At 71.6% G+C, this 25,599-nt stretch carries 23 protein-coding genes; 8 read left to right on the top strand and 15 right to left on the bottom strand.

Annotation, left to right across the window (positions count from 1 at the left end):
* Positions 1–10 precede the first annotated feature (10 nt).
* Positions 11–784, bottom strand: coding sequence for a carbon-nitrogen family hydrolase (locus AQI94_RS22825; RefSeq protein WP_031037989.1), 774 nt, complete (start codon positions 782–784; stop codon positions 11–13).
* A gap of 182 nt (positions 785–966) precedes the next feature.
* Between AQI94_RS22825 and AQI94_RS22830 the strand changes: the two genes are divergently transcribed.
* On the top strand, positions 967–1,791 hold the full coding sequence (locus AQI94_RS22830) for a maleylpyruvate isomerase family mycothiol-dependent enzyme (RefSeq protein WP_031037991.1): 825 nt from the start codon (positions 967–969) through the stop codon (positions 1,789–1,791).
* A 68-nt stretch (positions 1,792–1,859) separates the two neighbouring features.
* On the opposite strand, the gene AQI94_RS22835 is transcribed toward AQI94_RS22830, so the two are convergent.
* Both AQI94_RS22835 and AQI94_RS22840 read right to left on the bottom strand, forming a co-directional pair.
* Positions 1,860–3,155, bottom strand: coding sequence for an MFS transporter (locus AQI94_RS22835; RefSeq protein WP_031037993.1), 1,296 nt, complete (start codon positions 3,153–3,155; stop codon positions 1,860–1,862).
* A complete protein-coding gene (locus tag AQI94_RS22840; RefSeq protein WP_031037998.1) occupies positions 3,152–3,802 on the bottom strand; it encodes a GntR family transcriptional regulator in 651 nt (216 codons plus the stop codon). Before AQI94_RS22840 ends, AQI94_RS22835 begins: the two co-directional genes overlap by 4 nt.
* A gap of 208 nt (positions 3,803–4,010) precedes the next feature.
* On the opposite strand from AQI94_RS22840, the gene AQI94_RS22845 reads away from it, so the two are divergent.
* Positions 4,011–4,910 carry a D-alanyl-D-alanine carboxypeptidase family protein gene (locus AQI94_RS22845; protein ID WP_037941117.1) on the top strand — a complete coding sequence of 300 codons (900 nt, stop codon included), beginning with the start codon at positions 4,011–4,013 and terminating at the stop codon, positions 4,908–4,910.
* A gap of 166 nt (positions 4,911–5,076) precedes the next feature.
* Complete coding sequence (locus AQI94_RS22850; protein WP_031038004.1) at positions 5,077–6,054, top strand: BRO-N domain-containing protein; 978 nt, start codon at positions 5,077–5,079, stop codon at positions 6,052–6,054.
* Positions 6,055–6,142: 88 nt separating this feature from the next.
* Here the strand turns inward: AQI94_RS22850 and AQI94_RS22855 are convergent, their stop codons facing one another.
* Genes AQI94_RS22855 through pdhA (AQI94_RS22865) form a run of 3 tightly spaced genes read right to left on the bottom strand, consistent with a single transcriptional unit; the run spans position 6,143 to position 9,703 of the window.
* Positions 6,143–7,546: a dihydrolipoamide acetyltransferase family protein gene (locus AQI94_RS22855; protein WP_031038007.1), complete on the bottom strand. Its 1,404-nt coding sequence runs from the start codon at positions 7,544–7,546 to the stop codon at positions 6,143–6,145.
* Between the two features lie 10 nt (positions 7,547–7,556).
* Positions 7,557–8,552, bottom strand: coding sequence for an alpha-ketoacid dehydrogenase subunit beta (locus AQI94_RS22860; RefSeq protein WP_031038010.1), 996 nt, complete (start codon positions 8,550–8,552; stop codon positions 7,557–7,559).
* Between the two features lie 2 nt (positions 8,553–8,554).
* Positions 8,555–9,703: a pyruvate dehydrogenase (acetyl-transferring) E1 component subunit alpha gene (gene pdhA, locus AQI94_RS22865; RefSeq protein WP_031038012.1), complete on the bottom strand. Its 1,149-nt coding sequence runs from the start codon at positions 9,701–9,703 to the stop codon at positions 8,555–8,557.
* A 567-nt stretch (positions 9,704–10,270) separates the two neighbouring features.
* Between pdhA (AQI94_RS22865) and AQI94_RS22870 the strand changes: the two genes are divergently transcribed.
* On the top strand, positions 10,271–11,467 hold the full coding sequence (locus AQI94_RS22870; RefSeq protein WP_208611850.1) for a phosphotransferase: 1,197 nt from the start codon (positions 10,271–10,273) through the stop codon (positions 11,465–11,467).
* 76 nt (positions 11,468–11,543) lie between these two features.
* Here the strand turns inward: AQI94_RS22870 and AQI94_RS22875 are convergent, their stop codons facing one another.
* Together AQI94_RS22875 and AQI94_RS22880 are read right to left on the bottom strand one after the other, a co-directional pair.
* The gene (locus AQI94_RS22875; RefSeq protein WP_031052957.1) at positions 11,544–13,115 is read right to left on the bottom strand and encodes a protein kinase domain-containing protein; all 1,572 of its coding nucleotides are present in this window, start codon (positions 13,113–13,115) and stop codon (positions 11,544–11,546) included.
* 438 nt (positions 13,116–13,553) lie between these two features.
* Entirely contained in the window at positions 13,554–14,096 is a 543-nt protein-coding gene (locus AQI94_RS22880; protein ID WP_031052960.1) for a bacterial proteasome activator family protein, read from the bottom strand.
* 136 nt (positions 14,097–14,232) lie between these two features.
* Here AQI94_RS22880 and AQI94_RS22885 point away from each other — a divergent pair, with 136 nt between their 5' ends.
* Complete coding sequence (locus AQI94_RS22885) at positions 14,233–14,934, top strand: hypothetical protein (RefSeq protein WP_062229905.1); 702 nt, start codon at positions 14,233–14,235, stop codon at positions 14,932–14,934.
* A 15-nt stretch (positions 14,935–14,949) separates the two neighbouring features.
* On the opposite strand, the gene AQI94_RS22890 is transcribed toward AQI94_RS22885, so the two are convergent.
* Positions 14,950–15,930: an NAD(P)H-quinone oxidoreductase gene (locus AQI94_RS22890; protein ID WP_031051997.1), complete on the bottom strand. Its 981-nt coding sequence runs from the start codon at positions 15,928–15,930 to the stop codon at positions 14,950–14,952.
* A gap of 162 nt (positions 15,931–16,092) precedes the next feature.
* On the opposite strand from AQI94_RS22890, the gene AQI94_RS22895 reads away from it, so the two are divergent.
* Both AQI94_RS22895 and AQI94_RS22900 read left to right on the top strand, forming a co-directional pair.
* The gene (locus tag AQI94_RS22895; RefSeq protein WP_031051998.1) at positions 16,093–17,085 is read left to right on the top strand and encodes an ATP-binding cassette domain-containing protein; all 993 of its coding nucleotides are present in this window, start codon (positions 16,093–16,095) and stop codon (positions 17,083–17,085) included.
* Complete coding sequence (locus tag AQI94_RS22900) at positions 17,082–17,939, top strand: ABC transporter permease (RefSeq protein ID WP_031052002.1); 858 nt, start codon at positions 17,082–17,084, stop codon at positions 17,937–17,939. The genes AQI94_RS22895 and AQI94_RS22900 overlap by 4 nt, the downstream gene beginning before the upstream one ends.
* A 12-nt stretch (positions 17,940–17,951) precedes the next feature.
* Here AQI94_RS22900 and AQI94_RS22905 read toward each other — a convergent pair whose 3' ends face one another.
* From AQI94_RS22905 to pdhA (AQI94_RS22930), 6 genes are all read right to left on the bottom strand, one after another.
* The gene (locus AQI94_RS22905) at positions 17,952–19,049 is read right to left on the bottom strand and encodes a potassium channel family protein (RefSeq protein ID WP_031052005.1); all 1,098 of its coding nucleotides are present in this window, start codon (positions 19,047–19,049) and stop codon (positions 17,952–17,954) included.
* Positions 19,046–20,437 (bottom strand): molybdopterin molybdotransferase MoeA, encoded by a 1,392-nt coding sequence (locus tag AQI94_RS22910; RefSeq protein ID WP_062229906.1) that lies wholly within the window; start codon positions 20,435–20,437, stop codon positions 19,046–19,048. Before AQI94_RS22910 ends, AQI94_RS22905 begins: the two co-directional genes overlap by 4 nt.
* On the bottom strand, positions 20,434–21,363 hold the full coding sequence (locus tag AQI94_RS22915; RefSeq protein ID WP_062229907.1) for an NTP transferase domain-containing protein: 930 nt from the start codon (positions 21,361–21,363) through the stop codon (positions 20,434–20,436). The genes AQI94_RS22910 and AQI94_RS22915 overlap by 4 nt, the downstream gene beginning before the upstream one ends.
* A 103-nt stretch (positions 21,364–21,466) precedes the next feature.
* Complete coding sequence (locus tag AQI94_RS22920) at positions 21,467–22,777, bottom strand: dihydrolipoamide acetyltransferase family protein (RefSeq protein WP_031049966.1); 1,311 nt, start codon at positions 22,775–22,777, stop codon at positions 21,467–21,469.
* Positions 22,777–23,781 (bottom strand): alpha-ketoacid dehydrogenase subunit beta, encoded by a 1,005-nt coding sequence (locus tag AQI94_RS22925; RefSeq protein WP_031049964.1) that lies wholly within the window; start codon positions 23,779–23,781, stop codon positions 22,777–22,779. The genes AQI94_RS22920 and AQI94_RS22925 overlap by 1 nt, the downstream gene beginning before the upstream one ends.
* Entirely contained in the window at positions 23,778–24,923 is a 1,146-nt protein-coding gene (gene pdhA, locus AQI94_RS22930) for a pyruvate dehydrogenase (acetyl-transferring) E1 component subunit alpha (protein WP_031049963.1), read from the bottom strand. Before pdhA (AQI94_RS22930) ends, AQI94_RS22925 begins: the two co-directional genes overlap by 4 nt.
* A 189-nt stretch (positions 24,924–25,112) precedes the next feature.
* Between pdhA (AQI94_RS22930) and AQI94_RS22935 the strand changes: the two genes are divergently transcribed.
* A complete protein-coding gene (locus AQI94_RS22935) occupies positions 25,113–25,598 on the top strand; it encodes an Lrp/AsnC family transcriptional regulator (RefSeq protein WP_031049960.1) in 486 nt (161 codons plus the stop codon).
* Position 25,599 lies beyond the last annotated feature (1 nt).

Consider the following 25,599-nt stretch of genomic DNA (forward strand, 5'->3'; position numbering starts at 1 on the left):
GGGACGGGGATCAGAGCACCCGGTCCTTCAGGGCCGGGAACTGTTCCCTCGTCACGGCCACCTTCCCGGGGTCGAACTCCACGGTGAGGACCTCCTCGCCCGCGCCCGCCTCGGCGAGGACCTGGCCCCACGGATCCACCACGATCGAGTGACCGGCCTGCGGAACTCGCGCGTGCGTCCCGGCCGTTCCACAGGCGAGCACGAACACCTGGTTCTCGACGGCCCGCGCCCGGGCGAGCAGCGTCCAGTGGTCCCGGCGGCGCTCCGGCCAGCCCGCCGGGATCACCAGGGTCTCGGCGCCCGCGTCGACGAGACCGCGGAAGAGTTCGGGGAAGCGGAGGTCGTAACAGGTGGCGACGCCGAGGGTCGTCTCGGGCAGACGGACCGTCACCAGGTCCTCGCCCCGGCCCATCAGCACGGCCTCGCCCTTGTCGAAGCCGAAGCGGTGGATCTTGCGGTAGGTGGCGACGCGTTCGCCGGAGGGGGAGAACAGGAGGGAGGTGTTGTAGAGGGTGCCGTCAGAGGTCCGCTCGGGGATCGAGCCCGCGTGCAGCCACACGCCCGCCTCGCTCGCGGCCTTCGCCATGACCTCGTGGGTCGGCCCCTCCAGCGGTTCCGCCTGGCCCGCGAACTCCTCGAAGGCGAAGGCCCCGGTGGTCCACAGCTCCGGCAGCACGACGAGGTCGGCTCCGGCCTGTTCCCGCACCAGCGACGCCATCCGACGCCGACGCGATTCGACCGATTCGCCCTCATCCACGGCGATCTGGATCAAAGAGGCGCGCACACTACCACCGTCCTGGCATTCGGGCCGTCCCTTACGGGCCTACGATCGTCACACGAAAGCACTGCCGGGGTGCCTCACAGCAGCGTAACTTAGCGTTCCAAGACACCCGCCGACAGCCACCACCTCCACTGGCAACGCCGCCATCACCAGCCCGTGCTCCGACCGCCGAGGGGTCCCGTTCCGTGAGTCTGCATCCCACCCTCCAGCCCTACGCCGACGCCTGGACCCACTCCATCGAAGCGATATCCGAGCTGGTGACCCCCCTCGTGGAGGGGGAGTGGAACCGCCGTACGCCGTGTCCGGGCTGGTCGGTGCGGGACGTGGTGTCCCATGTCATCGGTCTGGACTGCGAGATGCTGGGCGACCCGCGCCCCATCCACACCCTCCCCCGCGACCTGTTCCACGTCACCAACGACCACCAGCGGTACATGGAGATGCAGGTCGACGTCCGCCGCCACCACACGGCACCGGAGATGACCTCCGAGCTGGAGTACGTCATCATCCGCCGCAACCGTCAGCTGCGGAACGAGTCCCGCGACCCCGGCACCAAGGTGCGCGGCCCGCTCGGCACCGAACTGACCCTCGCGGACGCCATGCGCCAGCACGCCTTCGACGTCTGGGTGCACGAGCAGGACCTGCGCACCGCCCTCGGCCGGCCCGGCAACCTCGACTCCCCCGGCGCGCACATCGCCCGTGACGTCCTGCTCGCCGCGCTCCCCGACATAGTGGCCGTCAAGGCGGACGCGCCCCGCAGTTCGGCGATCGTCTTCGACGTGCACGGGCCCATCGAGTTCCTGCGCACCATCCGCGTCGACATCCAGGGCCGCGGCACCCTGGAGACCGCGCCCGCGCTCGGCCCGGCCGCCGCCCTCAGCCTCGACTGGGAGACCTACGTCCGCCTGGCCTGCGGCCGGGTGAGCCTGGAGGCGGTGGCGGACCGTGTGAAGGCGGAGGGTGATCCGGAACTGACGTCGGCGATCCTGCGGAACTTCACGGTGACGCGCTAGCGGACGGGTGCGGCCGGGACCGTTCCCGCTCTCGGCCGACCCGCCCGTCCCGGTTCGCTGACGCGTGTTCAGACGGGCACGTGGACCGTCTCCACCCGGCTCGCCACCAGCCGCTCCCGCTCCCGCCGGGCCGCCCGCCCGCGCAGCCGCAGGATCTGGCTGACGCCGAGCGCCTGGAGCACGAAGACGGAGGAGAAGGCGACGGTGTAGTCGCCGTCGGTCGCGTCCAGGAGGACACCGACGGCGAACAGGGTGGTCATCGAGGCGACGAACCCGCCCATGTTGGTGATGCCGGACGCGGTGCCCTGCCGCTCCGGCGGGTTCGCGGGCCGCGCGAAGTCGAAGCCGAGCATCGACGCCGGGCCGCACGAGCCGAGCACCACGCACAGCACGACCAGCAGCCACATCGGGGCCCGTTCACCGGGCCAGGCCAGCGTGGCCGCCCACAGCAGCGCCGTCGCGCCCACGGTGCCGAGCGCGAGCGGCAGCCGGGCCTCGTGGTGCCGGGCGACGACCTGGCCGTAGACCAGGCCGACGACCATGTTGGACAGCACGACGAGCGTGAGCAGTTCGCCCGCCGCCGCCCGGGACAGCCCCTGCGCCTCGACGAGGAACGGCAGGCCCCACAGCAGCAGGAACACCATCGCCGGGAACTGGGTCGTGAAGTGCACCCACAGCCCCAGCCGGGTGCCGGGCTCGCGCCAGGACGCGGCGATCTGCCGCCGTACATAGGCGGCCCCCTGGTGCGGGAACGGCTCCGGCTCGTGCCCCTCGGGGTGGTCCTTGAGGAAGAGGAGCATCAGCACCAGCACCACGACACCCGCGAGCGAGCTGCCCGCGAACGCGGGCGTCCAGCCGATGCCGTGCAGCAGCCGGGCCAGCACCAGGGTGGAGACCAGGTTGCCCGCCATGCCGACGAGCCCGGCGAGCTGCGCGACCAGCGGTCCGCGCCTGGCCGGGAACCAGCGGCTGCCGAGGCGCAGCACGCTGATGAAGGTCATCGCGTCACCGCAGCCGAGCAGGGCGCGCGAGGCGAGGGCGGTGCCGTACGACGGTGAGAACGCGAAGCCGAGCTGCCCCGCCGTGAAGAGCACCACGCCGAGGGTGAGCACCTTCTTGGTGCCGAGCCGGTCGACCAGCAGTCCGACGGGTATCTGCATGCCGGCGTAGACGAGGAGCTGGAGGATCGAGAAGGTCGACAGCGCCGAGGCGTTCACATGGAAGCGGTCGGCCGCGTCGAGGCCGGCGACTCCGAGGGACGTACGGAAGATGACCGCGACGAAGTAGACGGAGACGCCGATGCCCCAGACGGCCATCGCGCGCCGGCCGCCCGGGGGGTCGCCCGGAAGAGCGGACCGGTTCATCGGACCTCACCCCGGGCGAGGTGGGAGAACCACTCGACATGCCCGTGAATCAGGCCTACGACCGCCTCCGCGTCGCCGGAGCGCAGGGCCTGGAGGATCTGCTCGTGCTCGGAGAGGGTCTTGGTGATGCGGTCCGGGTGGGCGTGCATGACGGCGACACCCATCCTGAGCTGGCGGTCGCGGAGCTGGTCGTAGAGCCGGTTCAGGATCTCGTTGCCACCGCTGCGCACGATCTCGGCGTGGAAGCAGCGGTCCGTGACGGCGGCGCCGGCCAGATCCCCGGCGGCGGCCTGTTCCTTCTGCCGCGCGAGCAGTTCTTCGAGGCGCGCGATGAGCTGCGGGGAGGCGGGGACGGCCTTGCGGGCGGCGTGGCCCTCGACGAGCTGCCGGGTCTCGACGACGTCGGCGATCTCCTGCGCGGAGACGGGAAGGACCAGCGCTCCCTTTTTCGGGTAAAGCTTGATCAGCCCCTCGACCTCCAGGCGGAGCAGCGCCTCCCGAACGGGTGTGCGGGACACCCCGGCGGCCTCGGCGAGCTCGCCCTCGGTGAGCAGGGTCCCACCCTCGTAACGGCGGTCCAGGACACCCTGCTTGACGTGGGCATAGACACGGTCGGCGGCGGGAGGCTGTTTCACGGCCAGGCTCATGCCCACAGCATAGATACAACACGTACGCATGATCAGCCCCGTCCAGCATGCGGACCCCGGGAGGAACTCCCGCCGACGGAAACCCCACCCGCCTCAGCCGGCGTACAACCTTGTGTGCTACTTACGTGTCACACACGTGCGGCCCTCCTTTCTTCCCCTTCCAACTCGGCCGCATCCAGGGGCATTCGACGTATTCGGGGTATTTCAGTTGATTACCGCCACCAAGGGCCTCCGCGTCCGCAGAGCCGCAGCCGTCGCGATCACGACCGGCGCAGTGCTCGCCACCGGAGCTCTCACCGCGGCACCCGCGCAGGCGCTCACCACGCCGACCATCACCGCCAAGGGCGGGTTCCTGATGAACAGCGCGACCGGCTCGACCCTCTACAGCAAGGCGCCGAACACGAAGCGGCTCACCGCTTCCACGACGAAGATCATGACCGCGAAGGTCGTGCTCTCGCAGTCGAACCTCAACCTGGACGCCAAGGTCACGATCAAGAAGGCGTACAGCGACTACATCGTCTCCAAGGGCGCCTCGTCCGCCCGCCTGATCGTCGGCGACAAGGTGACCGTCCGTCAGCTGCTCTACGGGATGATGCTGCCGTCCGGCTGTGACGCCGCGATGGCCCTCGCCGACAAGTTCGGCACCGGCTCGACGGTCTCCGCGCGCACCAAGTCGTTCATCGCGAAGATGAACACGACGGCCAGGTCCCTCGGCATGACGAACACGAAGTTCGACTCGTTCGACGGAATAAGCAATGGTGCGAACGCCTCGACGCCGAAGGACCTCACGCTGCTCGCCCGCAACGTGATGAAGAGCTCGACCTTCAAGTCCGTCGTGAAGACCAAGTCGTACACGGCCAAGACGATCACGAAGACCGGCAGCACCCGCACCATGGGTGCCTGGACGAACACCAACACCCTGCTCGGCTGGAACGGCACGCTCGGCATCAAGACCGGCTCGGGCACCGACTCCAAGTACTGCCTCGTCTTCGCCGCGACGAAGAACGGCGAGTCCGTCATGGGCGCCGTCATGACCTCCCCGTCGGCGGCCGACCGCACGAACGACGTGAAGAAGCTCATCAACTACGGCTACGCCAAGATCAGCTGACGTCCCAGGACATCCGAAGGGGCCTGCCGCTGTCGCAGCGGCAGGCCCCTTCGTCATGCCGGACACCGGCGGAACCTGGGTTTTTCCCTCGCATGGGTGAATATCGTTACGTCAGTTGGCATATCCGACCTTCTCCGCCCTAGGTTCCGCTGCGGAGGTGGTTCACATGAACGAACCGAGCAAGCGGCCCGAGGCGGGCAAGAGGCATGAGGCGATCGATGTCAGCGACTTCGTCTACGCGGCGACCGGGCACCGGATCCGGAGACTGACCATGCCGGACGGGAGCCATTGGTTTCCGGCGGTGGATGTGTGCAGGCAGCTGGGGCATACGAACTCTCGGCAGGCTCTCGCCGACCACGTACCCGACGACCATCGAGAACTCCTCGAGACCGTAACTGGAGCTTACGGTCTCAGCGTTCCCGCAGGTAGAGAGTGGCGTCGAGACCTGAACGTCATCTCTCTCCAAGGTCTGATCCTGCTCGTGAACGCCTGCACCAAGCCGTCCTGCGCACCTTTCAAGCAGTGGGCCGCCGAAGTGATCGAGACCGTCCAGCGAGAGGGCTCCTACACCCTCGAAGAGGCCGAGGTGCAGCCCTCCGAGCCGGGCGCGCCCATCGCCTACGCCATGCCGGAGCAGGTCGCCGAAGCGATCGTGCGGCTCGAAGAGCGCAATCTCCAGGCCGACGAGCAGTTCGCCGCCGCACAGCACAAGTCGATCGCGCTGCAGGAGGCGATCGTCGAATCGCAGCGAGAGATGCTGGAGACGCAGCGTGCCACTCTCGCGGCCCAGCAGGCCATGGCCCTGGCCATGGAGCGCATCGCGGACCGGCTCGACTCCCTGGCCCTCGAACGCCCGGCGCCCACCGCCGACCTGTCCACTCTGCCGACGACGGAGTCCGTGCTGGCCGACTGGCGGCAGCGGTTGTCCGTGACGGAGGACGTCTGGACCGTGGCCGTGGTCATCGCGCCGGTGCTCGTCGAAGAGGGTCAGCTCCGTCAGCCGCTGGAATCGATCGCGGCCCGCACCGGCCTGACGGTCCATAGGGTCAACGAATGCCTGCGTCTGCTGCGCAAGCACGCCTGCATCCGCTCGCAGGGTGCGTCGGAGGACGGGGCTCCGGTGTACGTGCTCAACCGGTCCTGATCCACCCCGTGCATGACTGAAGGGGCGGCCGCAAACGAAACTTGCGGCCGTCCCTTCAGTGTTGGACAACTTGTCCGCTGCCCGCGGGTCACGCCCAGGTGATGAGTTTCTTGGGCTGTTCGAGGATGGCGGCCACGTCGGCGAGGACCTTGGAGCCCAGTTCGCCGTCGATGAGGCGGTGGTCGAAGCTGAGGGCCAGGGTGGTGACCTGGCGGGGCTTGACCTTGCCCTTGTGGACCCAGGGCTGGAGCTTGATCGCGCCGACGGCGAGGATCGCGGACTCGCCGGGCGGCAGGATGGGGGTGCCGGTGTCGACGCCGAAGACGCCGACGTTGGTGATGGTCACCGTGCCGCCCTGCATCGCGGCCGGCGAGGTACGCCCCTCCTTCGCCGTGGCCACCAACTCGCCCAGTGCTTCGGCGAGCTGCGGGAGGGTCTTGGCGTCGGCGTCCTTGATGTTGGGGACGATCAGGCCGCGCGGGGTGGCGGCGGCGATGCCGAGGTTGACGTAGTGCTTGAGGACGATCTCCTGGTGGGTCTCGTCCCAGGAGGCGTTGATGTCCGGGTTGCGCTTGATGGCGACCAGGAGGGCCTTGGCGATCAGCAGGAGGGGGTTGACGCGCAGGCCCGCGAAGTCCTTGTCCTGCTTGAGGTCCTCGACGAGTTTCAGGGTGCGGGTGACGTCGACCGTCACGAACTCGGTGACGTGAGGGGCGGTGAAGGCGGAGCCGACCATCGCCGCGGCGGTGGCCTTGCGGACGCCCTTGACCGGGATGCGGGTCTCGCGGGCGGCGTCGTAGGAGGCGGCCGGTGCCGCCGGGACCGCGGCGACCGGGGCCGGGGTGACCGGCACCGGTGTCTCGGTCGGGGTGGCTGCCGCGTGGACGTCCTCGCGGGTGATGATGCCGTCCGGGCCGGAGGGGATCACCGTGGTGAGGTCGACGCCCAGGTCCTTGGCCAGCTTGCGGACCGGGGGCTTGGCCAGCGGACGGGACTCCGGCACGGGAGGCGTCCCGTGTCCGTTCAGCTCGGTCTGGACGGCCGCCGATGCCTGCTGGACCGGCACCTCGACCCCCTTGCGGGGGCGCCGCTTGGTGGAGGAGGTCGCCACGCCGTAGCCGACCAGAACCGGCTGGCGTCCCTCCGGCTTCTTCTCGGCGGTGTCAGCGACAGGGGCCGCGGCCGCAGGGGCCTGCGCGGCCTCGGCCGGCGCCGACGCCGGAGCCGACCCGCCGTTCACGTCGATCGCGATGATCGAGGTGCCGACGTCGACGGTGGTGCCCTCGGGGAAGTGCAGGGCGCGGACCACACCGTCGTAGGGGATGGGCAGTTCGACGGCCGCCTTGGCCGTCTCCACCTCACACACCACCTGCCCGTCGGTGACGGTGTCGCCGACCTGGACGTACCACTTGAGGATCTCCGCCTCGGTCAGGCCCTCGCCCACATCGGGCATCTTGAACTCGCGCACGGACGTATCCGTCATCGTCGTCACGGCCCTCTCCTCAGTACGCCAGAGCACGGTCGACGGCATCCAGCACCCGGTCCAGCCCCGGCAGGTACTCGTCCTCCAAGCGGGCCGGCGGATACGGGGCGTGATAGCCGCCCACCCGCAGCACCGGCGCCTCCAGGTGGTAGAAACACCGCTCGGTGATCCGGGCCGCGATCTCCGCACCCGAACCGAAGAACACCGGCGCCTCGTGCACCACCACCAGCCGCCCCGTCTTCTCCACCGAGGCCTGGATCGCGTCGAAGTCCAGCGGCGAGACCGACCGCAGGTCCACCACCTCCAGGTTCCTGCCCTCCTCGGCAGCCGCGTCCGCGACCTCCTGGCAGAGCTTGACCATCGGACCGTAGGCGACCAGCGTCACATCCGTGCCCTCACGCACCACCCGCGCCTTGTGCAGCGGTCCGGGAATGGCCTCGGTGTTGACCTCGCCCTTGTCCCAGTAGCGCCGCTTGGGCTCGAAGAAGATCACCGGGTCGTCGCTCTGGATGGCCTGCTGCATCATCCAGTACGCATCCGAGGCGTTGGAGGGGCTGACCACCTTGAGGCCCGCCACATGCGCGAACAGCGCCTCCGGGGACTCCGAGTGGTGCTCCACCGCGCCGATGCCACCGCCGTAGGGGATCCGCACCACGACCGGCATCTTGACCTTGCCCAGCGAGCGGGCGTGCATCTTCGCCAACTGCGTGACGATCTGGTCGTAGGCCGGGAACACGAACCCGTCGAACTGGATCTCCACCACCGGCCGGTAGCCGCGCAGCGCCAGCCCGATCGCGGTGCCCACGATGCCCGACTCCGCGAGCGGGGTGTCGATGACCCGGTCCTCGCCGAAGTCCTTCTGCAGCCCGTCGGTCACCCGGAAGACGCCGCCGAGCTTGCCGACGTCCTCGCCCATGACGAGGACCTTCGGGTCGGTGTCCAGGGCACGCCGCAGCGACTCGTTGATCGCCTTGGCCAGAGCCATGTTCTTGGATGTCACAGTCTCCGCTGCCATGATCAGGCCCCTTCCCCATCCGCGAACGACGCCTGGTAGGCGGCGAACCCGGCCCGCTCCTCGTCGACCAGCGCGTGCCCGTCCGCATACGCGTGCTCGAACAGCGCGAAACGATCCGGATCCGGCATCGCCCGCACCGCCTCACGCACTCGCCTGCCCAACGCCTCCGACTCGGCCTCCAGTTCCGCGAAGAATCCCTCGTCCGCGTGGTTTGAGGCCTCCAGGTAGCGGCGAAGGCGCAGGATCGGGTCCTTCGCCTCCCACGCCTCGCGCTCCTCGTCGGCCCGGTACTTGCTCGGGTCGTCGGAGGTGGTGTGGGCGCCCATCCGGTAGGTGTACGCCTCGACGAGCGTCGGCCCCTCACCCGCGCGGGCCCGCTCCAGCGCCCACTTGGTGACCGCCAGCGACGCGAGCACGTCGTTGCCGTCGACCCGCACGCCGGGGAAGCCGAAGCCCTGCGCCCGCTGGTAGAGCGGGACGCGCGTCTGCTTCTCGGTGGGCTCGGAGATGGCCCACTGGTTGTTCTGGCAGAAGAACACGACCGGGGCGTTGTAGACCGCGGAGAAGGTGAACGATTCGGCGACGTCGCCCTGGCTGGAGGCGCCGTCGCCGAAGTAGGCGATGACCGCGGAGTCGGCGCCGTCCTTGGTGATGCCCATCGCGTAGCCCGTGGCGTGCAGCGTCTGGGAGCCGATGACGATGGTGTAGAGGTGGAAGTTGTTGCTGTTCGGGTCCCAGCCGCCGTTGTTCACCCCGCGGAACATGCCGAGCAGGTTGGTCGGGTCGACCCCGCGGCACCAGGCCACGCCGTGCTCGCGGTAGGTCGGGAAGACGTAGTCGTCGTCGCGCAGTGCCCGGCCGGAGCCGATCTGGGCGGCCTCCTGGCCGAGCAGCGAGGCCCACAGGCCCAGTTCGCCCTGGCGCTGGAGGGAGGTGGCCTCGGCGTCGAAGCGGCGGGTGAGCACCATGTCGCGGTAGAGGCCGCGGAGCGCTTCGGGGGTGATGTCGGCGACGTACTTGTCGTACTCGGCGTTCTTGACGCGCTTGCCCTCGGGCGTCAGCAGCTGAACCAGTTCGGGCTTGGTGCTCGGGGACTTCCTCGTCCCGGCGCTGCGTCGCGGCTTGCGCGCGGCAGTGCTCTCCACGGTCACGTGTGCTCCTCCGTCGGTCCGGCCCCCGGGGTTGCCGGGTGTACCAGTGCGGCTCACCTGTTTCCGACCCCCGTGCACGGGGTGGGTGCCACTCGGCCGGAACAGGCGTGACAGGTGCCCCGGCGAGCGCCCTGCAAGAATCACGTTACCCAGTGCTCCACATTTCTGTGAAACCCCCTTTGACCTGCGATTTTGCTTGGATTTCCAAGTAAATCGGAAAAGGGCCGAAGGGGTGCTGGTCACAGCCTTGCAGGAGGCCGGAGCAACGGCACGTTATCCCGTCCACCCAGGCCACCGGAAGGGTTTCCGTGTTTGACTTCCCGACCGTGCCCGGGAGGGGAAAACGGGGTATTTCTCCCCGATGGCGACGAGATCGGCCGGCGTGGCGTCGTGGTGGCCCGGCGAGACGGCCGCGGTTCCGCACGCGGGACGAGGGCGTCCATGACCGAAGCAGACCGAGCGCGACCCACTGTGTCGATCTGTGACTTTCTGTGACAACGCCCAGCTCACGGCCCTTCTCCGTGCCCTAGCATCTGGCGCGTGCCGCGCTCTCCTGTACCACCCCTCATGCCTCACGCGCCCCCGCTGGGCGCCCTCCTCCGCCGGTACGCCGCCGGCTCCGCCCTCGCCTGCGATCCCGTCGACCAAGGTCTCCTCAACCGCGGTTACCGGCTCCGTACGACCCGTGGCCGCTACTTCCTCAAGCACCACTTCGACCCCGAGACGGCCGCCCCGGAGGCGATCGCCCGCCAGCACCGCGCCACCCAGCGCCTGGCCGCCCTCGGTGTCCCGGTCGCCCCGCCCCTCCCCGCCCACGACGGCCGCACGGTCGCGGTCGTCGGCGGCCACGCCTACGCCCTCCACCCCTGGATCGAGGGCCGCCACCGCCACGGCGCCCAGCTCACCGGCGCCCAGTGCGGCCGCCTCGGGGCACTGCTGGGCGTGGTGCACGCGAGTCTGGAGCGGGTGATGCCGCTTCAGGGGCAGGAGGGGACGGAGAAGAGTGCGCGGGCAGTCGGGGGCGTACGGACCGACGCAGGCGCCCCGGACACCGCGCCGCACCCGCCGGGCGGACGCACCGCAGTGCTCGGCCCCGCCCCCGCGCGAACCGGCGGCACCCGTGCGGACAGGCCGCGGGCCGGTCACCCGGCCGAGCAGAACGCCAGGACGGCGGACCCGGACGCGGGCTCCGTCGACGCCGGGGCCGACCCCACCACCACCTTCGCCCTCATCGACGACCTCCTGGCCCGCGTACGCCGGCACCGGCCCGCCGACTCCTTCGACGAGCTGGCCCGGCACCGGCTGCTGGAACGGCGGGCACTGCTCGAACAGCACGCCGGACGGCGGCCTCCGCACAGCGGACCGGTGGGCTGGGTGCACGGGGACTTCCACCCCTTCAACCTGCTCTACCGGGGCGACGCCCCCGCCGCGATCGTCGACTGGGACCGGCTCGGCGTGAAACCCCGCGCCGAGGAGGCCGTACGCGCCGCCGCGATCTTCTTCGTACGGCCCGCGGGGACACTCGACCTGCCGAAGGTGCGGGCCTACGCGCGCGCGTACCGGCGTACGGCCGGGGCCACGCCCTCGGAACTCGCGGCGGCCGTGCACCGCGTGTGGTGGGAGCGGCTCAACGACTTCTGGATGCTGCGCTGGCACTACGAGCGCGGCGACACCCGCGCGGACCCACAGTTCCCGGCGGCCTCGGCGCTGGTGGTGTGGTGGACGCGGGAGTACGACGCGGTGTGCGACGCGTTCGCGGGCTGACGCGTGGCCCCGGAAACGCCGCGCGCGCGTGGCGCCCGTTTCCGGGGCCACGCGCGCGTGAGGCGTCGCGGTCGGTCTAGGAGTCGCCTCCGCCGCCGCCGTCCGAGCCCCCGACGAGGGCGCCCCCACCGGTCGGCTCCCCCGTGTCCGTGGGCTCCGCCGTGTCGGTGGGCTCCGGCGTGTCGGACGGCTCCGTCGCCGTCGCGGACGGCTGCGTCGCAGAGGGCGACGGCGTGTAGGAGGGCGTGTACGACGGCGTGTAGGACGGCGTGTAGCCGGAGCCGCCCGAGCTGCCGCTGTCGTCCGTGGACGTGTCGGTCTCCTCGCTCGTCGCGTCGTCGCTCGGCGTCTCGCTGGCCGTCTGGTCGTCGGTGGTCTTCGAGGTGGTCGGCGACACGGAGGTGCCGGTGCCGCCACCGCCCCCGCCTCCGCCGCCGCCGTTGAGCGCGAGGGCGACGCCCGCCGCGACGGCGATCACCGCGAGGACGGCGAGGATCCACAGCTTGCCGCGGCCGCTGCCCCGGTTGCCGTGTCCTTCGAAGCCGCCGTCGTCCCCGCCGCCGTAACCGGAGGGCAGGATCTGCTGCGGGATCTGGGTGGTGCCCGAGGAGACGCCGTTGTGCGGCAGCACGCTGGTGCTCGCGAAGCCCCCGGCGGGCGTGCCGCGGCCGTCGTGCGCCGTCACCGGGCCGGTGTTCCAGGTGCCGGTGTGGCCGCCCTGGTCGTACAGCATCTGCAGGCCGTACTGGACGAGCCCGCGCATCTCCTCGGCCGTCTGGAAGCGGTCGTCCGGCTCCTTGGCCAGCGAGCGCATGACCAGGCCGTCGAGCTCCGGCGGGACGGCGTCGGAGACCTGCGAGGGAGGCGTCGGGATGTCCTGGACGTGCTGGTACACGACGGAGAGCGGGGTCTCGCCGGTGAACGGCGGCCTGAGCGCGAGGAGTTCGTACAGCAGACAACCCGTCGCGTACAGGTCGGAGCGGTGGTCGACGGCCTTGCCGAGGGCCTGCTCCGGGGAGAGGTACTGGGGGGTGCCCATGACCATGCCGGTCTGCGTCATCGTGGTGGACGCGCCGTGCAGGGCGCGGGCGATGCCGAAGTCCATCACCTTGACCGCGCCGTTGTGGGTGATGATCACGTTGGCGGGCTTGATGTCGCGGTGCACGATGCCGTGCTGGTGCGAGTAGGCGAGCGCCTCCAGGACCCCGGAGACGATGATCAGGGCCTGCTCGGGCCCGGGCGCCTCGGCGTTGAGCAGCAGGTCCCGGATCGTCCGTCCCTCGACGATCTCCATGACGATGTACGGCACCGACTGGCCGCCGACGTAGTCCTCGCCGGAGTCGTACACGGCGACGATCGCGTGGTGGTTGAGGCCGGCCACGGACTGGGCCTCACGCGTGAAGCGGGCCTTGGAGGTCGGGTCCTCGGCGAGGTCGGCGCGCAGCAGTTTGACCGCCACGGTGCGCCCGAGCCGTACGTCCTCGGCCGCGAACACCTCGGCCATACCGCCCCGGCCGAGTCTGCGGGTCAGCCGGTACCGGCCGTCCCCCACCAGTCCGCCGTTACCCCACAGCTCCGGCGCATCTGACATTCCGCCGCCAGTCGCCTCGGGGTCGGACGGGCCCTGAGCGCGCTGCTGCTGTGCCATCGGTCCTCGCCGTCGTTTCTGCCCGCGGTGCGCGCGGTGTTGTTACGGTCTCCGTCGGCCACGCTACAGCCTTCACGCAAGCCGCCGGTCCGGGATGAGCCCGGGGGCCGACCCGGGACGGACCGGCCATCAAACCTGTACTGGGTCTCGGCGTGCAAATTCTGTGTACCGGCCGTGGGGCGGCTGTAACGCCCGCACGACCTTTCTTTCGCGTACGGCCACGGAACGGGCACTTCACGAAGGCGTCGCCGCCGTGGGGTGCGGGGGCGCCGGGCCCGGCTCCGTGGCCAAGGTCACGCCCGCCGGCCCCCGGGCCGCCGACCGGGCCCCGGCCTGCCGCGCAAGAAGAACCCGAACGAGCGTTTCCCACCGGGGATTTCCGCCCGGCGACATGAAGGGCCCGGCAGCGTCGGCTGCCGGGCCCTTCCTCGTCGGGGGTTACAGGTACGGTCCGCCCGAGCGGCCGCCCGCGCGCGGGTCGATGCCGTCCTCGTGTCCGCCGACACCGGGCGGAAGGGCGCGGCGCATCTGCTCCAGCTGGGCCCGCGCGGCCATCTGCTGGGCGAACAAGGTGGTCTGGATCCCGTGGAAGAGGCCTTCGAGCCAGCCCACCAGCTGGGCCTGGGCGATGCGCAGTTCCGCGTCGCTCGGGGTCGACTCCTCGTTGAAGGGCAGGGACAGCCGCTCCAGCTCCTCCACCAGCTCGGGGGCCAGACCGTCCTCCAGCTCCTTCACCGAGCTGGAGTGGATCTCCTTGAGCCGGGCCCGGCTGGCCTCGTCGAGAGGAGCCGCGCGCACCTCTTCGAGCAGCTGCTTGATCATGCTGCCGATCCGCATGACCTTCGCGGGCTGCTCGACCATCTCCGTGACCGGGACCTCGCGGGAGTCGTCGTCACCCCCGCCGCCCAGTGCCATCCCGTCCTGGCCCACGACCAGGATCTGGGGGCTTTCCGGCGAACCTTCGTTCCTCGGCATCTCCATGCCGCCATTCTCTCGCACCCGTACACCTCACCACCGGGGTGCCCCCACTGTGTGCTGATCCACCGTTCCCGGCGCGGATCGCCCCCATGGCGTCACCCGAAATGCCGGTCTCTTTCCGCAATGCCAGTCTTGTCCCGTGACTCCCTGGCTACGCGCGACGGTGCTGGCGATCCTGGTGGGCACGAGCGCGACCGCCGTGCCGCAGGCCGACCTCGCGTACGGCGCCGAACTGACACCTCGGGTCCCGCCCGGACAGGCAACGCACCCGGTGTCCCTGCAGGGCACGCGGTCACCGGACTCGGCACCGGCCCACCGGACACCGGGGCGGGCCCCACGGCCGGACGCCACCGGGCTCCCGTCGCACCCCGCCCCCGGCGCGTCGGCCTCCCCCTCCGGCATCCCGTCGGTCCCGACACCGGCTCACGGGCCGCGGCACCCCGCCCCGGGGTACGCCGCCCCCTCGGGTCCCCCGCGCGGCCACGGTCCGGAGCGCGCCTCGCCCTCGCCCTCCCTCGCGCCCTCCCCCTCGGCCGCCGCTCCCTCCCGCGCGGGGAGCCGCGCGGGCGAGGGGCGGGAGCGGCCGGGGCGCCGGGAGGAGCCGGCGGCTCAGGAGGCGCAGGCCGACGGTACGGACCCCGGGGGGACCGACCCCGGGGACGACGACCTCACCGCCGCGTCGGAGCCGCCGCCGCGGACCGCCGTGGCGCGACCGTCCCGCCCCGCGGAGCGGCCCGTGGCAAGCCCCAAGGTGTTCATCCTGCCCCTCGGCACCGGGCTGGTGCTGGTCGGACTGGGGCTCGGGCTGGGCCTCTACGCGCTGCGGGTGCGGCGCGGGTAGGGCCGTACCGCTCACCTACTGCGTGACCAGCAGGACCTTGCCGATGTGGCCGCTGTCCTCGACGACCCGGTGCGCGGCGGCCGCGTCGCTCATCGGGAGCTCGCGGTCGACGACGGGCCGGATGTGCCCGGCGTCCAGCAGGGGCCAGACATGCTCGCGTACGGCCGCCACGATCGCCGTCTTCTCGGCGGGCGGCCTGGCCCGCAGCGAGGTGGCGCTGATCGCGGCGCGCTTGCCCAGCAGCGTGGCGATGTTCAGCTCGCCCTTGATGCCGCCCTGCATGCCGATGATCGCGAGGCGTCCGTTGACGGCGAGGACGTCGACGTTGCGGCCGAGGTACTTCGCGCCCATGTTGTCGAGGACGACGTCGGCGCCCGCCCCGTCGGTGGCCTTCCTGACCTCCTCGACGAAGTCCTGCTCCCGGTAGTTGATCAGGATGTCCGCGCCGAGTGCGGCGCAGCGCTCCAGCTTCTCGGGGGTGCCCGCGGTCACCGCGACCTTGGCGCCCACGGCCTTCGCGAGCTGGATCGCCATCGTGCCGATGCCGCTGGAGCCGCCGTGCACCAGGAGGGTCTCGCCGGGGCGCAGGTGGGCGACCATGAACACGTTCGACCAGACCGTGCAGACCACCTCGGGCAGCGCGGCGGCCCGCTTCACGTCGACGCCCTTGGGCACGGGCAGCAGCTGTCCGGCGGGTACGGCGACCTTCTCGGCGTATCCGCCGCCCGAGAGCAGCGCGCACACCTCGTCGCCGACGGACCAGCCGGAGACACCGGGGCCGATCTCGGCGATCCGCCCCGAGCACTCCAGGCCGGGGTAGGGGGAGGCGCCGGGCGGGGGGTTGTAGAAGCCCTGGCGTTGCAGGATGTCGGCGCGGTTGACGGCACCGGCCACCACCTCGACCAGCACCTCGCCCTCGCCGGCGACGGCATCCGGCACCTCGCTCCAGACCAGCGCCTCGGGACCACCGGGTTCGGGAATCGTGATCGCATGCATGGGCCCGACGCTACTCCCCGGGTCCGTCGCTCCCGGGTTCCCGGTCCCCTGCCGTCCGCCTCGCCGGACCGGTTCCCCGAAAGCCCCGGGCGCCACCGATGAGTTTGCGCGACGGTAAAGGTCTCCCCATGCGTAGCCCAAGCACGCGGAAGGACACCCACCATGAGCCAAGACACGTCAGCCCTGGCCATCGAGACGGCGGGCCTGGTCAAGACGTTCGGCGAGACCAGGGCGGTGGACGGGGTCGACCTCGCGGTGCCGGCCGGCACGGTCTACGGCGTCCTCGGCCCGAACGGCGCCGGTAAGACCACCACCGTGAAGATGCTCGCCACCCTCCTGCGGCCCGACGGCGGCGAGGCCCACGTCTTCGGCCACGACGTCGTCCGCGAGGCCGACGAGGTCCGCGGCCGGGTCAGTCTCACCGGCCAGTACGCCTCCGTCGACGAGGACCTCACCGGCGCCGAGAACCTGGTCCTGCTGGGCCGTCTCCTCGGCCACCACAAGAAGGCCGCACGCGAGCGGGCCGGACAGCTCCTGGAGGCCTTCGGTCTCTCGGAGGCGGCCGGAAAGCAGGTCAAGCACTACTCCGGCGGCATGCGGCGCCGTATCGACATCGCCGCGTCCATCCTCAACACCCCCGAGCTGCTCTTCCTCGACGAGCCCACCACCGGCCTCGATCCGCGCAGCCGCAACCAGGTCTGGGACATCGTGCGCGCGGTCGTCGCCCAGGGCACCACCGTGCTGCTGACCACGCAGTATCTGGACGAGGCCGACCAGCTGGCCGCCCGGATCGCCGTCATCGACCACGGCCGGGTGATCGCCGAGGGCACCAAGGGCGAGCTGAAGGCCTCCGTGGGCGCCGGGACCGTACATCTGCGTCTGCGCGACGGCGGCCGTCGGGGCGAGGCGGCGGAGATCCTGCGGCAGGCCCTGGACGCCCAGGTGCAGCTGGAACCCGACTCGGTCGCGCTGACGGCCCGGCTCGCCACGGCGGCCGGTGACACGGCCGCCGAGCAGGCCTCCCGCGCCCTCGCCGAACTGGCCCGCACCGGCATCACCGTCGACAACTTCTCGCTCGGCCAGCCCAGCCTGGACGAGGTGTTCCTCGCCCTCACCGGACACCCCACCGACGACACCGAGGAGATGGCCGCATGAGCACCCTGACCCAGCCCCCGTCCAAAGCAGCCCAGGACCTCGCCCCCGTCAGCGCCGAGTCGCTGGCCGCGCTGCTGGTCACCAGGGAGCGGCCGCCGCGGCCGAGCGCGCTGTCGGCCTCGCTGACCTTCGGCTGGCGGGCCATCCTCAAGATCAAGCACGTGCCGGAGCAGCTCTTCGACGTCACCGCGTTCCCGATCATGATGGTGCTGATGTACACGTACCTGTTCGGGGGCGCCCTGGCCGGGTCCCCGGAGGAGTACATCCAGTTCCTGCTGCCTGGCATCCTGGTGATGTCGGTCGTGATGATCACGATGTACACCGGTGTCTCGGTCAACACCGACATCGAGAAGGGCGTCTTCGACCGCTTCCGCTCGCTGCCCATCTGGCGGCCGGCGGTGATGGTCGGCTATCTGCTCGGCGACGCCCTGCGCTACACGATCGCCTCCGTCGTGATGCTCACCGTCGGCGTGATCCTGGGCTACCGACCGGACGGCGGGGTCGGCGGTGTGGTCGCCGGGATCGCGCTGCTGGTCGTCTTCTCGTTCGCGTTCTCGTGGATCTGGACGATGTTCGGGCTGCTGCTGCGGACCGAGAAGTCGGTGATGGGCGTCAGCATGATGGTGATCTTCCCGCTGACCTTCCTGTCCAACGTCTTCGTCGACCCGCGGACCATGCCGGGCTGGCTCCAGGCCTTCGTCAACAACAGCCCGATCACCCATCTGTCCTCGGCCGTGCGCGGGTTGATGGCGGGCGACTGGCCCGCCGACGAGATCGCGTGGTCGCTGGGGTGGGCGGCGCTGTTCGTCGCGGTCTTCGGGCCGGTGACCATGCGGCTGTACAACCGCAAGTGACCGGAGCGGCCCTCAGTCCTGCGGAAGCGGGCGGGCGTCGGGTGCCACCTGGGTGCCCGGCGTCGCCCGCACGATCGTGATCAGCCGGTCCGTCAGCGCCAGCGTCCCGATGGCCGGATCGTCGTACCCGAGCACCCGGTGCCCGCGCAGCACGCTCACCACCAGGTCGTCCGTCTCCCGTGGCTTCCTGCCCACCTCGGCCTTTATGACCGGCCGTTCGACGATGTCGAGTCCGCTGCCCTGCTGGATGAGGTCCTCCATCACCATGCCGGCCGCGGGGCTGAGCACCGACAGACCGAGCAGCCGGCCGGCCGCGCTGGCGCTGGTGATGACCGCGTCGGCCCCCGACTGCTTGAGCAGCGGGGCGTTCTCCTCCTCGCGCACCGCGGCCACGATCTTCGCGGCCTTGTTGAGCTGCCGGGCCGTCAGCGTCACCAGGACCGCGGTGTCGTCGCGCTGGGTCGCGATGATGATCTTCCGCGCCCGGTGCACCTCGGCCCGCTTCAGCACCTCGCTGCGGGTGGCGTCCCCGATGACCCCCGCGTATCCCTCGGCCGTCGCGGCGTCGATCACCTTGCTGCTGGGGTCGACCACGACGACCTGCTCCTTCTTCAGACCCGTCGCGCACACGGTCTGGATCGCCGAACGGCCCTTGGTTCCGAAGCCGACGACGACGGTGTGGTCGCGCAAGGTGGACCTCCAGCGGTTGAGTCGCCACTCCTCGCGGGTGCGCTCGGTGAGGACCTCGAGCGTGGTGCCGACCAGGATGATCAGGAACAGCACGCGCAGGGGCGTGATGACGAAGATGTTGGTGAGCCGGGCGGCATCGCTGACCGGGGTGATGTCGCCGTACCCGGTGGTGGAGAGGGTGACGGTCGCGTAGTACCAGGCGTCGAGGAAGTCGACGGACTGGTCGGAGTTGTCGTTGTAGCCGTCATGGTCGGCGTAGACGATCAGCGCGGTCGCCGCGAGGACCAGCAGCGCTATCAGCACCCGCTTGGCGACCTGACGGAAGGGGTGCTCCACGATCTTGCGCGGGAGCTTCACCTTGTGGGTCACGAGATGCTCGTCCGCCTGGCGGGCGATCGCGTCATGGCCCGGAAGTTTCACGTGAAACACACCCCGATCCCGGCGGACGCCCAGGGCAGATCGAGCAGTTCGGCCTCCTGCCCCGGCCGGGCGCCCCCGGGCGGTACGACGGCGAGGGCGTCGGCGGCCGCGATGCCCCGCAGCATGGCCGGGCCGTTGTAGTGCAGCGGGACCGCGCTGTCACCGCGCAGGACGACCGGGACCAGCCGGGTGTCGTACGGGTGACCGTGGGCCTCGTCCCTCAGCGGCAGGGTGTACGGCTCCGGGGCCGGACGGGCGGCCAGGGTGCGCAGCAGCGGTTCGGCGAGCGTGAGCAGGCCGGAGACGGCGGCCAGGGGGTTGCCCGGCAGGCCGACGAGGTGCTGGTTCTCCTTGGTGCGGGCCAGCAGCATGGGGTGGCCGGGACGCACCTTGACGCCGTCGACCAGGAGTTCGGCGCCGATACGGTCGAGGACGGGGTGGACGTGGTCGACAGGTCCGGCCGCGGTGCCGCCGGTCGTGACGATCACGTCGGCCTGCGATGCGGTGATCGCCTTGCGCAGCGCCTCGGCCGCGTCACCGAGCCGGCGTACGGCGGTGACCTCGGCGCCGAGCGCGCGCAGCCAGGGCGGGAGCATCGGCCCGAGCGCGTCCCGGATCAGGCCGTCGCGAGGAGTCCCCTCGGTGAGCAACTCGTCGCCGAGGACGAGGACTTCGACCCGGGGGCGGGGGACGGCGGTGAGGGTGTCGTATCCGGCGGCCGCGGCGAGACCGAGGACGGCCGGGGTGACGAGGGTGCCGGGCGGCAGGAGCTGGTCGCCGCTGCGGCACTCCTGGCCGCGAGGGCGGATGTCCTGGCCGGGCACGACGTCCCGGGTGGCGTGCAGCCGGCCCTTCTCGTCGGTCCGTCCGTGCTCGCTGCGCAGCACGGCGGTGGTGTCCGGGGGGACGCGCGCGCCGGTGGCGATCCGGGCCGCCTCGCCGTCGGTGAGGGGCGCGGACTCGGCGTGCCCGGCCAGCACACCCTCGTCCCGCACGGCCCAGGGGCCGGGACCCGCGACCACCCAGCCGTCCATGGCCGAGGTGTCGAAGGAGGGGAGATCGGTGAGGGCGTCGAGGGGGGCGGCCAGGGTGAGACCGAGGGCGTCGTCGAGCCGTACCGAGACGGGGGCGCGACGGGCGCCGCGGGTGACCGCGCGGGCGGCCCGGGCGGCGGTGGCGCGCGCCTCGGGCCAGGGTGTCGCCCGGTGGTTGGCTTCCGGCCGGGCCGCCGGGCCGGAGCCCTGGGGCGGCGGCCCGGGAGGGCGATGACCCCGGTGCGCGGTGTCGTTGTCTTCTCTCACCAGGGCCAGCGCCTCCTCGACGTCGAGATCGTCGGCGTCTTCGGCGGGGCCGGCGGGGCCGCCGGTGCGCACGGACCGGGCGGTCATCCGGCGTCCGGGCGGGTGTCCGAGGTCCCGCCGGGCGCGCCGGCGGTCTCCTCACCGGCCTTGTCGGCCTCGTCGGCCCAGCGCAGGGCGAGGGCGGCGGCCTTGCGGGAGGCCTCGGCGACGGCCTCGGGGCCGCCGCCCGCCTGTGCGGCCGCGTAGCCGACGAGGAAGGTGGTCAGCGGTGCCGCGGGCCTGGCCACGCCGTGCGCGGCGTCACGGGCGAGGTCGAGCAGCACGCCGGTGTCGACGTCGAGATCGATGCCCAGCTCGTCCTTGACTGCGGAAATCCATTCATCCAACACGTGCCCATGCTCCCTGATGCGTGCCCTGGCGGTGGCGATGTCGTCCCAGGTGTCGCAGTCGAAGGACGCGACGGGGTCGGGGACGCGGGTGAGATCGAGCGCGGCGGTCAGCCGGCGCAGCGGAAGGCCGGTGAGGGCGCCGTGCTCCTTCGTGAGCGCGGCGAGTTCCGTGCGCAACGAGGGCGCCCGGTACGCGGCCACCAGCGGCTGGTCACGGCCGTCGGCGTCGGTGAGCAGCACACCGTCGGCGCCGCCCGTGCGCAGGACGGTCAGCAGCTGTCGTGCGGTGCTCTCCCGGAGAAAGGGCAGGTCGGCCGAGAGCACCAGGACGTACCGGGCCGTGGTGTGCCGCAGGCCGGCGTCCAGGGCGGCCAGCGGGCCGCCGCCGGGCGGGTCCTCGCGGGCCCAGGTCACCGGCCGGGCGGTGGGGCGGGGGTCGGCGACGACCACGGTGGTGCCCGCGTCGGCGCAGGCCGCGAGGACACGGTCGAGCAGGGCGCGGCCGCCCACCCGCACGCCGGGCTTGTCGGCGCCGCCGAGCCGCCGGGCGGCACCCCCGGCGAGCACGACCACGTCGTACCCAGGACCGGCGTCCGGATCGCGCGAGGGCTGGTACGAGGTCACCCCCCGAGTATGCGTGCCGCCGCGATCACAGGGAACGTGCGGCGGCACCGGGATCGCACGCCGCCCGGGCGGCGGCGCGCGATCGTGGTGGCGGGTGCCCGGGTCACAGGGTTCGCAGCAGGACCGCCGGCTGTTCCACGCAGTCCGCCACATACCGCAGGAAGCCGCCCGCGGTGCCGCCGTCGCACACCCGGTGGTCGAAGGTGAGCGAGAGCTGGACGACCTGACGCACCGCCAGCTCGCCCTCGTGCACCCACGGCTTGGGGATGATGCGGCCGACGCCGAGCATGGCCGCCTCGGGGTGGTTGATGATCGGCGTGGAGCCGTCGACACCGAACACGCCGTAGTTGTTCAACGTGAAGGTGCCGCCCGTGAGTTCCGCCGGGGTGAGGGTGCCGGTGCGGGCCGCCTCGGTCAGCCGGGCGAACTCCGCGGACAGCGACTCGGCGTCCCACGCGTGCGCGTCCTTCACGACCGGCACGACCAGTCCGCGTTCGGTCTGCGCGGCGAACCCCAGGTGCACGGCGTCCAGTCGCACGATCTCCCTGGCCGCCGTGTCCACGGTGGAGTTGAGCTCGGGGAAGCGGGCGAGGGCCGCGGTGCAGATCCGGGCGAGCAGCGCGAGCAGGGAGATCTTGGGGCCCCCCGCCCCGTTCATCGCGGCCCGCGCGCGCATGAGTTCCGTCGCGTCGGCGTCCACCCAGCAGGTGGCGTCGGGGATCTCGCTCCGGCTGCGGGACAGCTTGTCGGCGACCGCGCCCCGGACGCCCTTGAGCGGGACACGGGTTCCTGCGGGGGTGGGCGACGCGGTTGCCGGGGACGCCACCGTGGTTTCCGGGGCGAGGGCCGGTGCCGGGCGCCCGGGTGAGGCGGCGGCCCGCAGGGCGTACTCGACGTCGGCCCTGAGGATCAGTCCGTCGGGGCCGGATCCGGTGAGCTCCCTGAGGTCGAGGCCGTTCTCGCGGGCGAGGCGGCGGACCAGCGGGGAGATCACGGGGACGGGCCCCTCGACCACCTCGGGAGCCGCCGACCGGCCGTTCACCGGGACGGGAACCTGCTGCTCGCGCCGCACCCTGCGCCTGCGCGCGGGGGCCTCCGTGGTGCCGTACCCGACAAGGACGTTTCCCGAGCCCTCGGTCCCGGCGTCGGAGTCGGGGTCGGACGCGGGCGCCCCCACCGCGACTGTGATGAGCGGTGACCCCACCGGGAGCTCACTGCCCTCCTCCCCGAAGCGGGCCGTGACGACACCGGCGTAGGGGCAGGGGACGTCCACCATCGCCTTGGCCGTCTCGACCTCGACGACCGGCTGGTCGACCGCGACGACGTCGCCGACCTCCACCAGCCAGCGGACGATCTCCGCCTCGGTCAGGCCCTCGCCGAGATCCGGCAGCCTGAACTCCAGCACCTGCGCCATCAGCTCTCCGCCTCCCACTGCAGACGCCCGACGGCGTCCAGGATCCGGTCCACGCCGGGCAGGTGGTGACGCTCCAGCATCGGCGGCGGATAGGGGATGTCGAACCCGGCCACGCGCAGCACCGGCGCCTCCAGATGGTGGAAGCAGCGCTCCGTGACCCGGGCCGCGATCTCCCCGCCCGGTCCGCCGAACCCGCCCGACTCGTGCACGACGACCGCTCGCCCGGTCCGCCGTACCGAGGCCGAGACCGTCTCGTCGTCGAACGGCACCAGGGAGCGCAGGTCGACGACTTCGAGGTCCCAGCCCTCCTCCCGCGCGGCCTCGGCGGCTTCGAGGCACACGGGTACGGACGGCCCGTACGTGATGAGTGTGGCGCTCCGGCCGGAGCGCCGCACCACCGCGCGGCCCACCGGTTCAACGGTCTGCGGGTCGTCCGGGTTCCAGGAGTCCTTCGACCAGTACAGCCGCTTGGGCTCCAGGACGACGACCGGGTCGTCGGAGGCGATGGCGGCGCGCAGCAGTCCGTAGGCGTCGGCGACGGTCGCCGGTGTCACGACGTGCAGCCCCGGGGTCGCCATGTAGTAGGCCTCGGAGGCGTCGCTGTGGTGCTCGACCCCGCCGATGCCGCCGCCGTAGGGCACCCGGATGGTGATCGGGAGCGGCATCGCCCCGCGCGTGCGGTTGCGCATCTTCGCCACATGGCTGATCAGCTGCTCGAACGCCGGGTACGCGAAGGCGTCGAACTGCATCTCCACGACCGGCCGCAGCCCGTACATGGCCATGCCGACGGCCGTGCCGAGGATGCCCGCCTCGGCGAGGGGGGTGTCGGTGCAGCGGTCCTCGCCGAACTCCTTGGCCAGCCCGTCGGTGACCCGGAAGACACCGCCGAGGGTGCCGACGTCCTCACCCATGACGTGCACGGTGGGGTCGGCCGCCATCGCGTCGCGCAGCGCCCGTGTGAGGGCCTGCGCCATGGTGGCCGGCTTGAGGGCGACGGTGATCATCGGTGCGCACCCCCGTGGGAGTCGTCCTCGGCTTCGAGCTCGGCACGCAACTGGGCCTGCTGCTCGCGCAGTTGCGGGGTGGGCTCGGCGTAGACATGGGCGAACAGGTCCATGGGGTCCAGGACCGGGTCCTGGTTCATGCGCGCGCGCAGCCCGGCGGCGAACTCCTCGGCGTCCTGGCGCACGGCCTCGATGCCGGCCTCGTCGATCAGGCCGCGCTCGGTCAGTTCGTGCTCCAGGAGGGCGATCGGGTCGTGCCCGCGCCAGGTCTCGACCTCGGCGTCACCGCGGTAGCGGGTCGCATCGTCCGCGTTGGTGTGGGCGTCCACGCGGTAGGTGATCGCCTCCACCAGGGTGGGTCCGCCGCCTTCGCGCGCACGCTGTACGGCGGCGGTGAGGACCTCGTGCACGGCGGCCGCGTCGTTGCCGTCGACCAGGCGCCCGGGCATGCCGTAGCCGACGGCCTTGTGGGCCAGCGAGGGGGCCGCGGTCTGCTTGGCGAGCGGGACGGAGATCGCGAAGCCGTTGTTCTGGACCAGGAAGACGACCGGGGCCTGCCAGACGGCGGCGAAGTTCAGCGCCTCGTGGAAGTCGCCCTCGCTGGTGCCGCCGTCGCCGACCATGGCGAGCGCGACCACGTCGTCGCCCTTGAGGCGGGCGGCGTGCGCGAGGCCGACGGCGTGCGGGAGCTGGGTGGCGAGCGGGGTGCACAGGGGGGCGACGCGGTGCTCGCGCGGGTCGTAGCCGGTGTGCCAGTCACCGCGCAGGAGGGTCAGCGCCTGGACGGGGTCGAGACCCCGGGCGACGGCGGCGAGGGTGTCGCGGTAGCTGGGGAAGAGCCAGTCGCGGTCCTGGAGGGCCAGCGCGGCGGCGACCTCGCAGGCCTCTTGGCCGGTGCTGGAGGGGTAGACGGCGAGGCGGCCCTGCTTGGTGAGGGCGGTGGCCTGGGTGTTGTACCGGCGGCCGCGCACCAGCTCGGCGTGGAGCCGGAGCAGCAGGGCCGGGTCGGCCTGCGCGGCCGCCTCGGTGCCGAGGACGCGATGGGGCTGCGCGTCGGGCAGCAGGGGCGCGGGGTCCGTGCGGGGCTGCCAGGCGGGCGGCGGCGATGGCCGATACGCGCCACGCTGCTCCATGACCGTCATGACGGCACCTCCTCGTGGGAGCGGCTGGTGGCGCACCACGGATGTGAGGCGCCTCACCTACCGATTGTTCGGTCGTCGGCACATTTTGGCTACAGGCCCCCTCAGGCTGTGGACAAACGGTTCTCCACAGCCTGAGATGGACGCAGTACGTCCATGGTAGGGAGGCGGGGGGACATGGCACCTGAACAAATGGCCGAAGGCGCGGAGGGTGGCGCCCCTCTTCCGCCCCCGCGTCCGCTCGACGCCATCGATCAGGACATCCTCCAGATGCTCCAGGCGGACGGCCGCGCGTCGATACGGTCGGTCGCCGAACGGGTGCACGTCTCCCGCGCCAACGCCTACGCGCGGATCAACCGCCTCGTCGAGGACGGCGTCATCCGCGGCTTCGGCGCCCGCGTCAACCACGAGCGCGCGGGTCAGGGCACCTCGGCGTACATCACCCTGAAGATCGTCCAGAACTCCTGGCGCACGGTCCGCGAACAGCTCAGACAGCTGCCGGGGGCGTCCCACATCGCGCTGGTCGGCGGGGATTTCGACGTACTGCTGCTCGTCCACACCCCTGACAACAGATCCCTGCGCGAACTGGTCCTCACCCGCCTCCAGGCGATCCCGGAGGTCCTCAGCACCCGCACCCTGCTGGTCTTCGAGGAGGAGGACCTGGAGCCGCAGGGCTGAC

Origin of the sequence: Streptomyces pseudovenezuelae (genome assembly GCF_001513955.1) — a bacterium.
GTDB classification, from domain to species: domain Bacteria; phylum Actinomycetota; class Actinomycetes; order Streptomycetales; family Streptomycetaceae; genus Streptomyces; species Streptomyces pseudovenezuelae.

What these genes read in the sequence shown, in the direction of transcription:
- AQI94_RS22835 (WP_031037993.1), bottom strand. Translation starts at nt 3,155, where the DNA reads ATGAACCGGTCCGCTCTTCCGGGCGACCCCCCGGGCGGCCGGCGCGCG.
- AQI94_RS22840 (WP_031037998.1), bottom strand. Translation starts at nt 3,802, where the DNA reads ATGAGCCTGGCCGTGAAACAGCCTCCCGCCGCCGACCGTGTCTATGCC.
- AQI94_RS22850 (WP_031038004.1), top strand. Translation starts at nt 5,077, where the DNA reads ATGAACGAACCGAGCAAGCGGCCCGAGGCGGGCAAGAGGCATGAGGCG.
- AQI94_RS22860 (WP_031038010.1), bottom strand. Translation starts at nt 8,552, where the DNA reads ATGGCAGCGGAGACTGTGACATCCAAGAACATGGCTCTGGCCAAGGCG.
- AQI94_RS22870 (WP_208611850.1), top strand. Translation starts at nt 10,271, where the DNA reads ATGCCTCACGCGCCCCCGCTGGGCGCCCTCCTCCGCCGGTACGCCGCC.
- AQI94_RS22875 (WP_031052957.1), bottom strand. Translation starts at nt 13,115, where the DNA reads ATGGCACAGCAGCAGCGCGCTCAGGGCCCGTCCGACCCCGAGGCGACT.
- AQI94_RS22880 (WP_031052960.1), bottom strand. Translation starts at nt 14,096, where the DNA reads ATGGAGATGCCGAGGAACGAAGGTTCGCCGGAAAGCCCCCAGATCCTG.
- AQI94_RS22890 (WP_031051997.1), bottom strand. Translation starts at nt 15,930, where the DNA reads ATGCATGCGATCACGATTCCCGAACCCGGTGGTCCCGAGGCGCTGGTC.
- AQI94_RS22895 (WP_031051998.1), top strand. Translation starts at nt 16,093, where the DNA reads ATGAGCCAAGACACGTCAGCCCTGGCCATCGAGACGGCGGGCCTGGTC.
- AQI94_RS22900 (WP_031052002.1), top strand. Translation starts at nt 17,082, where the DNA reads ATGAGCACCCTGACCCAGCCCCCGTCCAAAGCAGCCCAGGACCTCGCC.
- AQI94_RS22910 (WP_062229906.1), bottom strand. Translation starts at nt 20,437, where the DNA reads ATGACCGCCCGGTCCGTGCGCACCGGCGGCCCCGCCGGCCCCGCCGAA.
- AQI94_RS22920 (WP_031049966.1), bottom strand. Translation starts at nt 22,777, where the DNA reads ATGGCGCAGGTGCTGGAGTTCAGGCTGCCGGATCTCGGCGAGGGCCTG.
- AQI94_RS22925 (WP_031049964.1), bottom strand. Translation starts at nt 23,781, where the DNA reads ATGATCACCGTCGCCCTCAAGCCGGCCACCATGGCGCAGGCCCTCACA.
- pdhA (WP_031049963.1), bottom strand. Translation starts at nt 24,923, where the DNA reads ATGACGGTCATGGAGCAGCGTGGCGCGTATCGGCCATCGCCGCCGCCC.
- AQI94_RS22935 (WP_031049960.1), top strand. Translation starts at nt 25,113, where the DNA reads ATGGCCGAAGGCGCGGAGGGTGGCGCCCCTCTTCCGCCCCCGCGTCCG.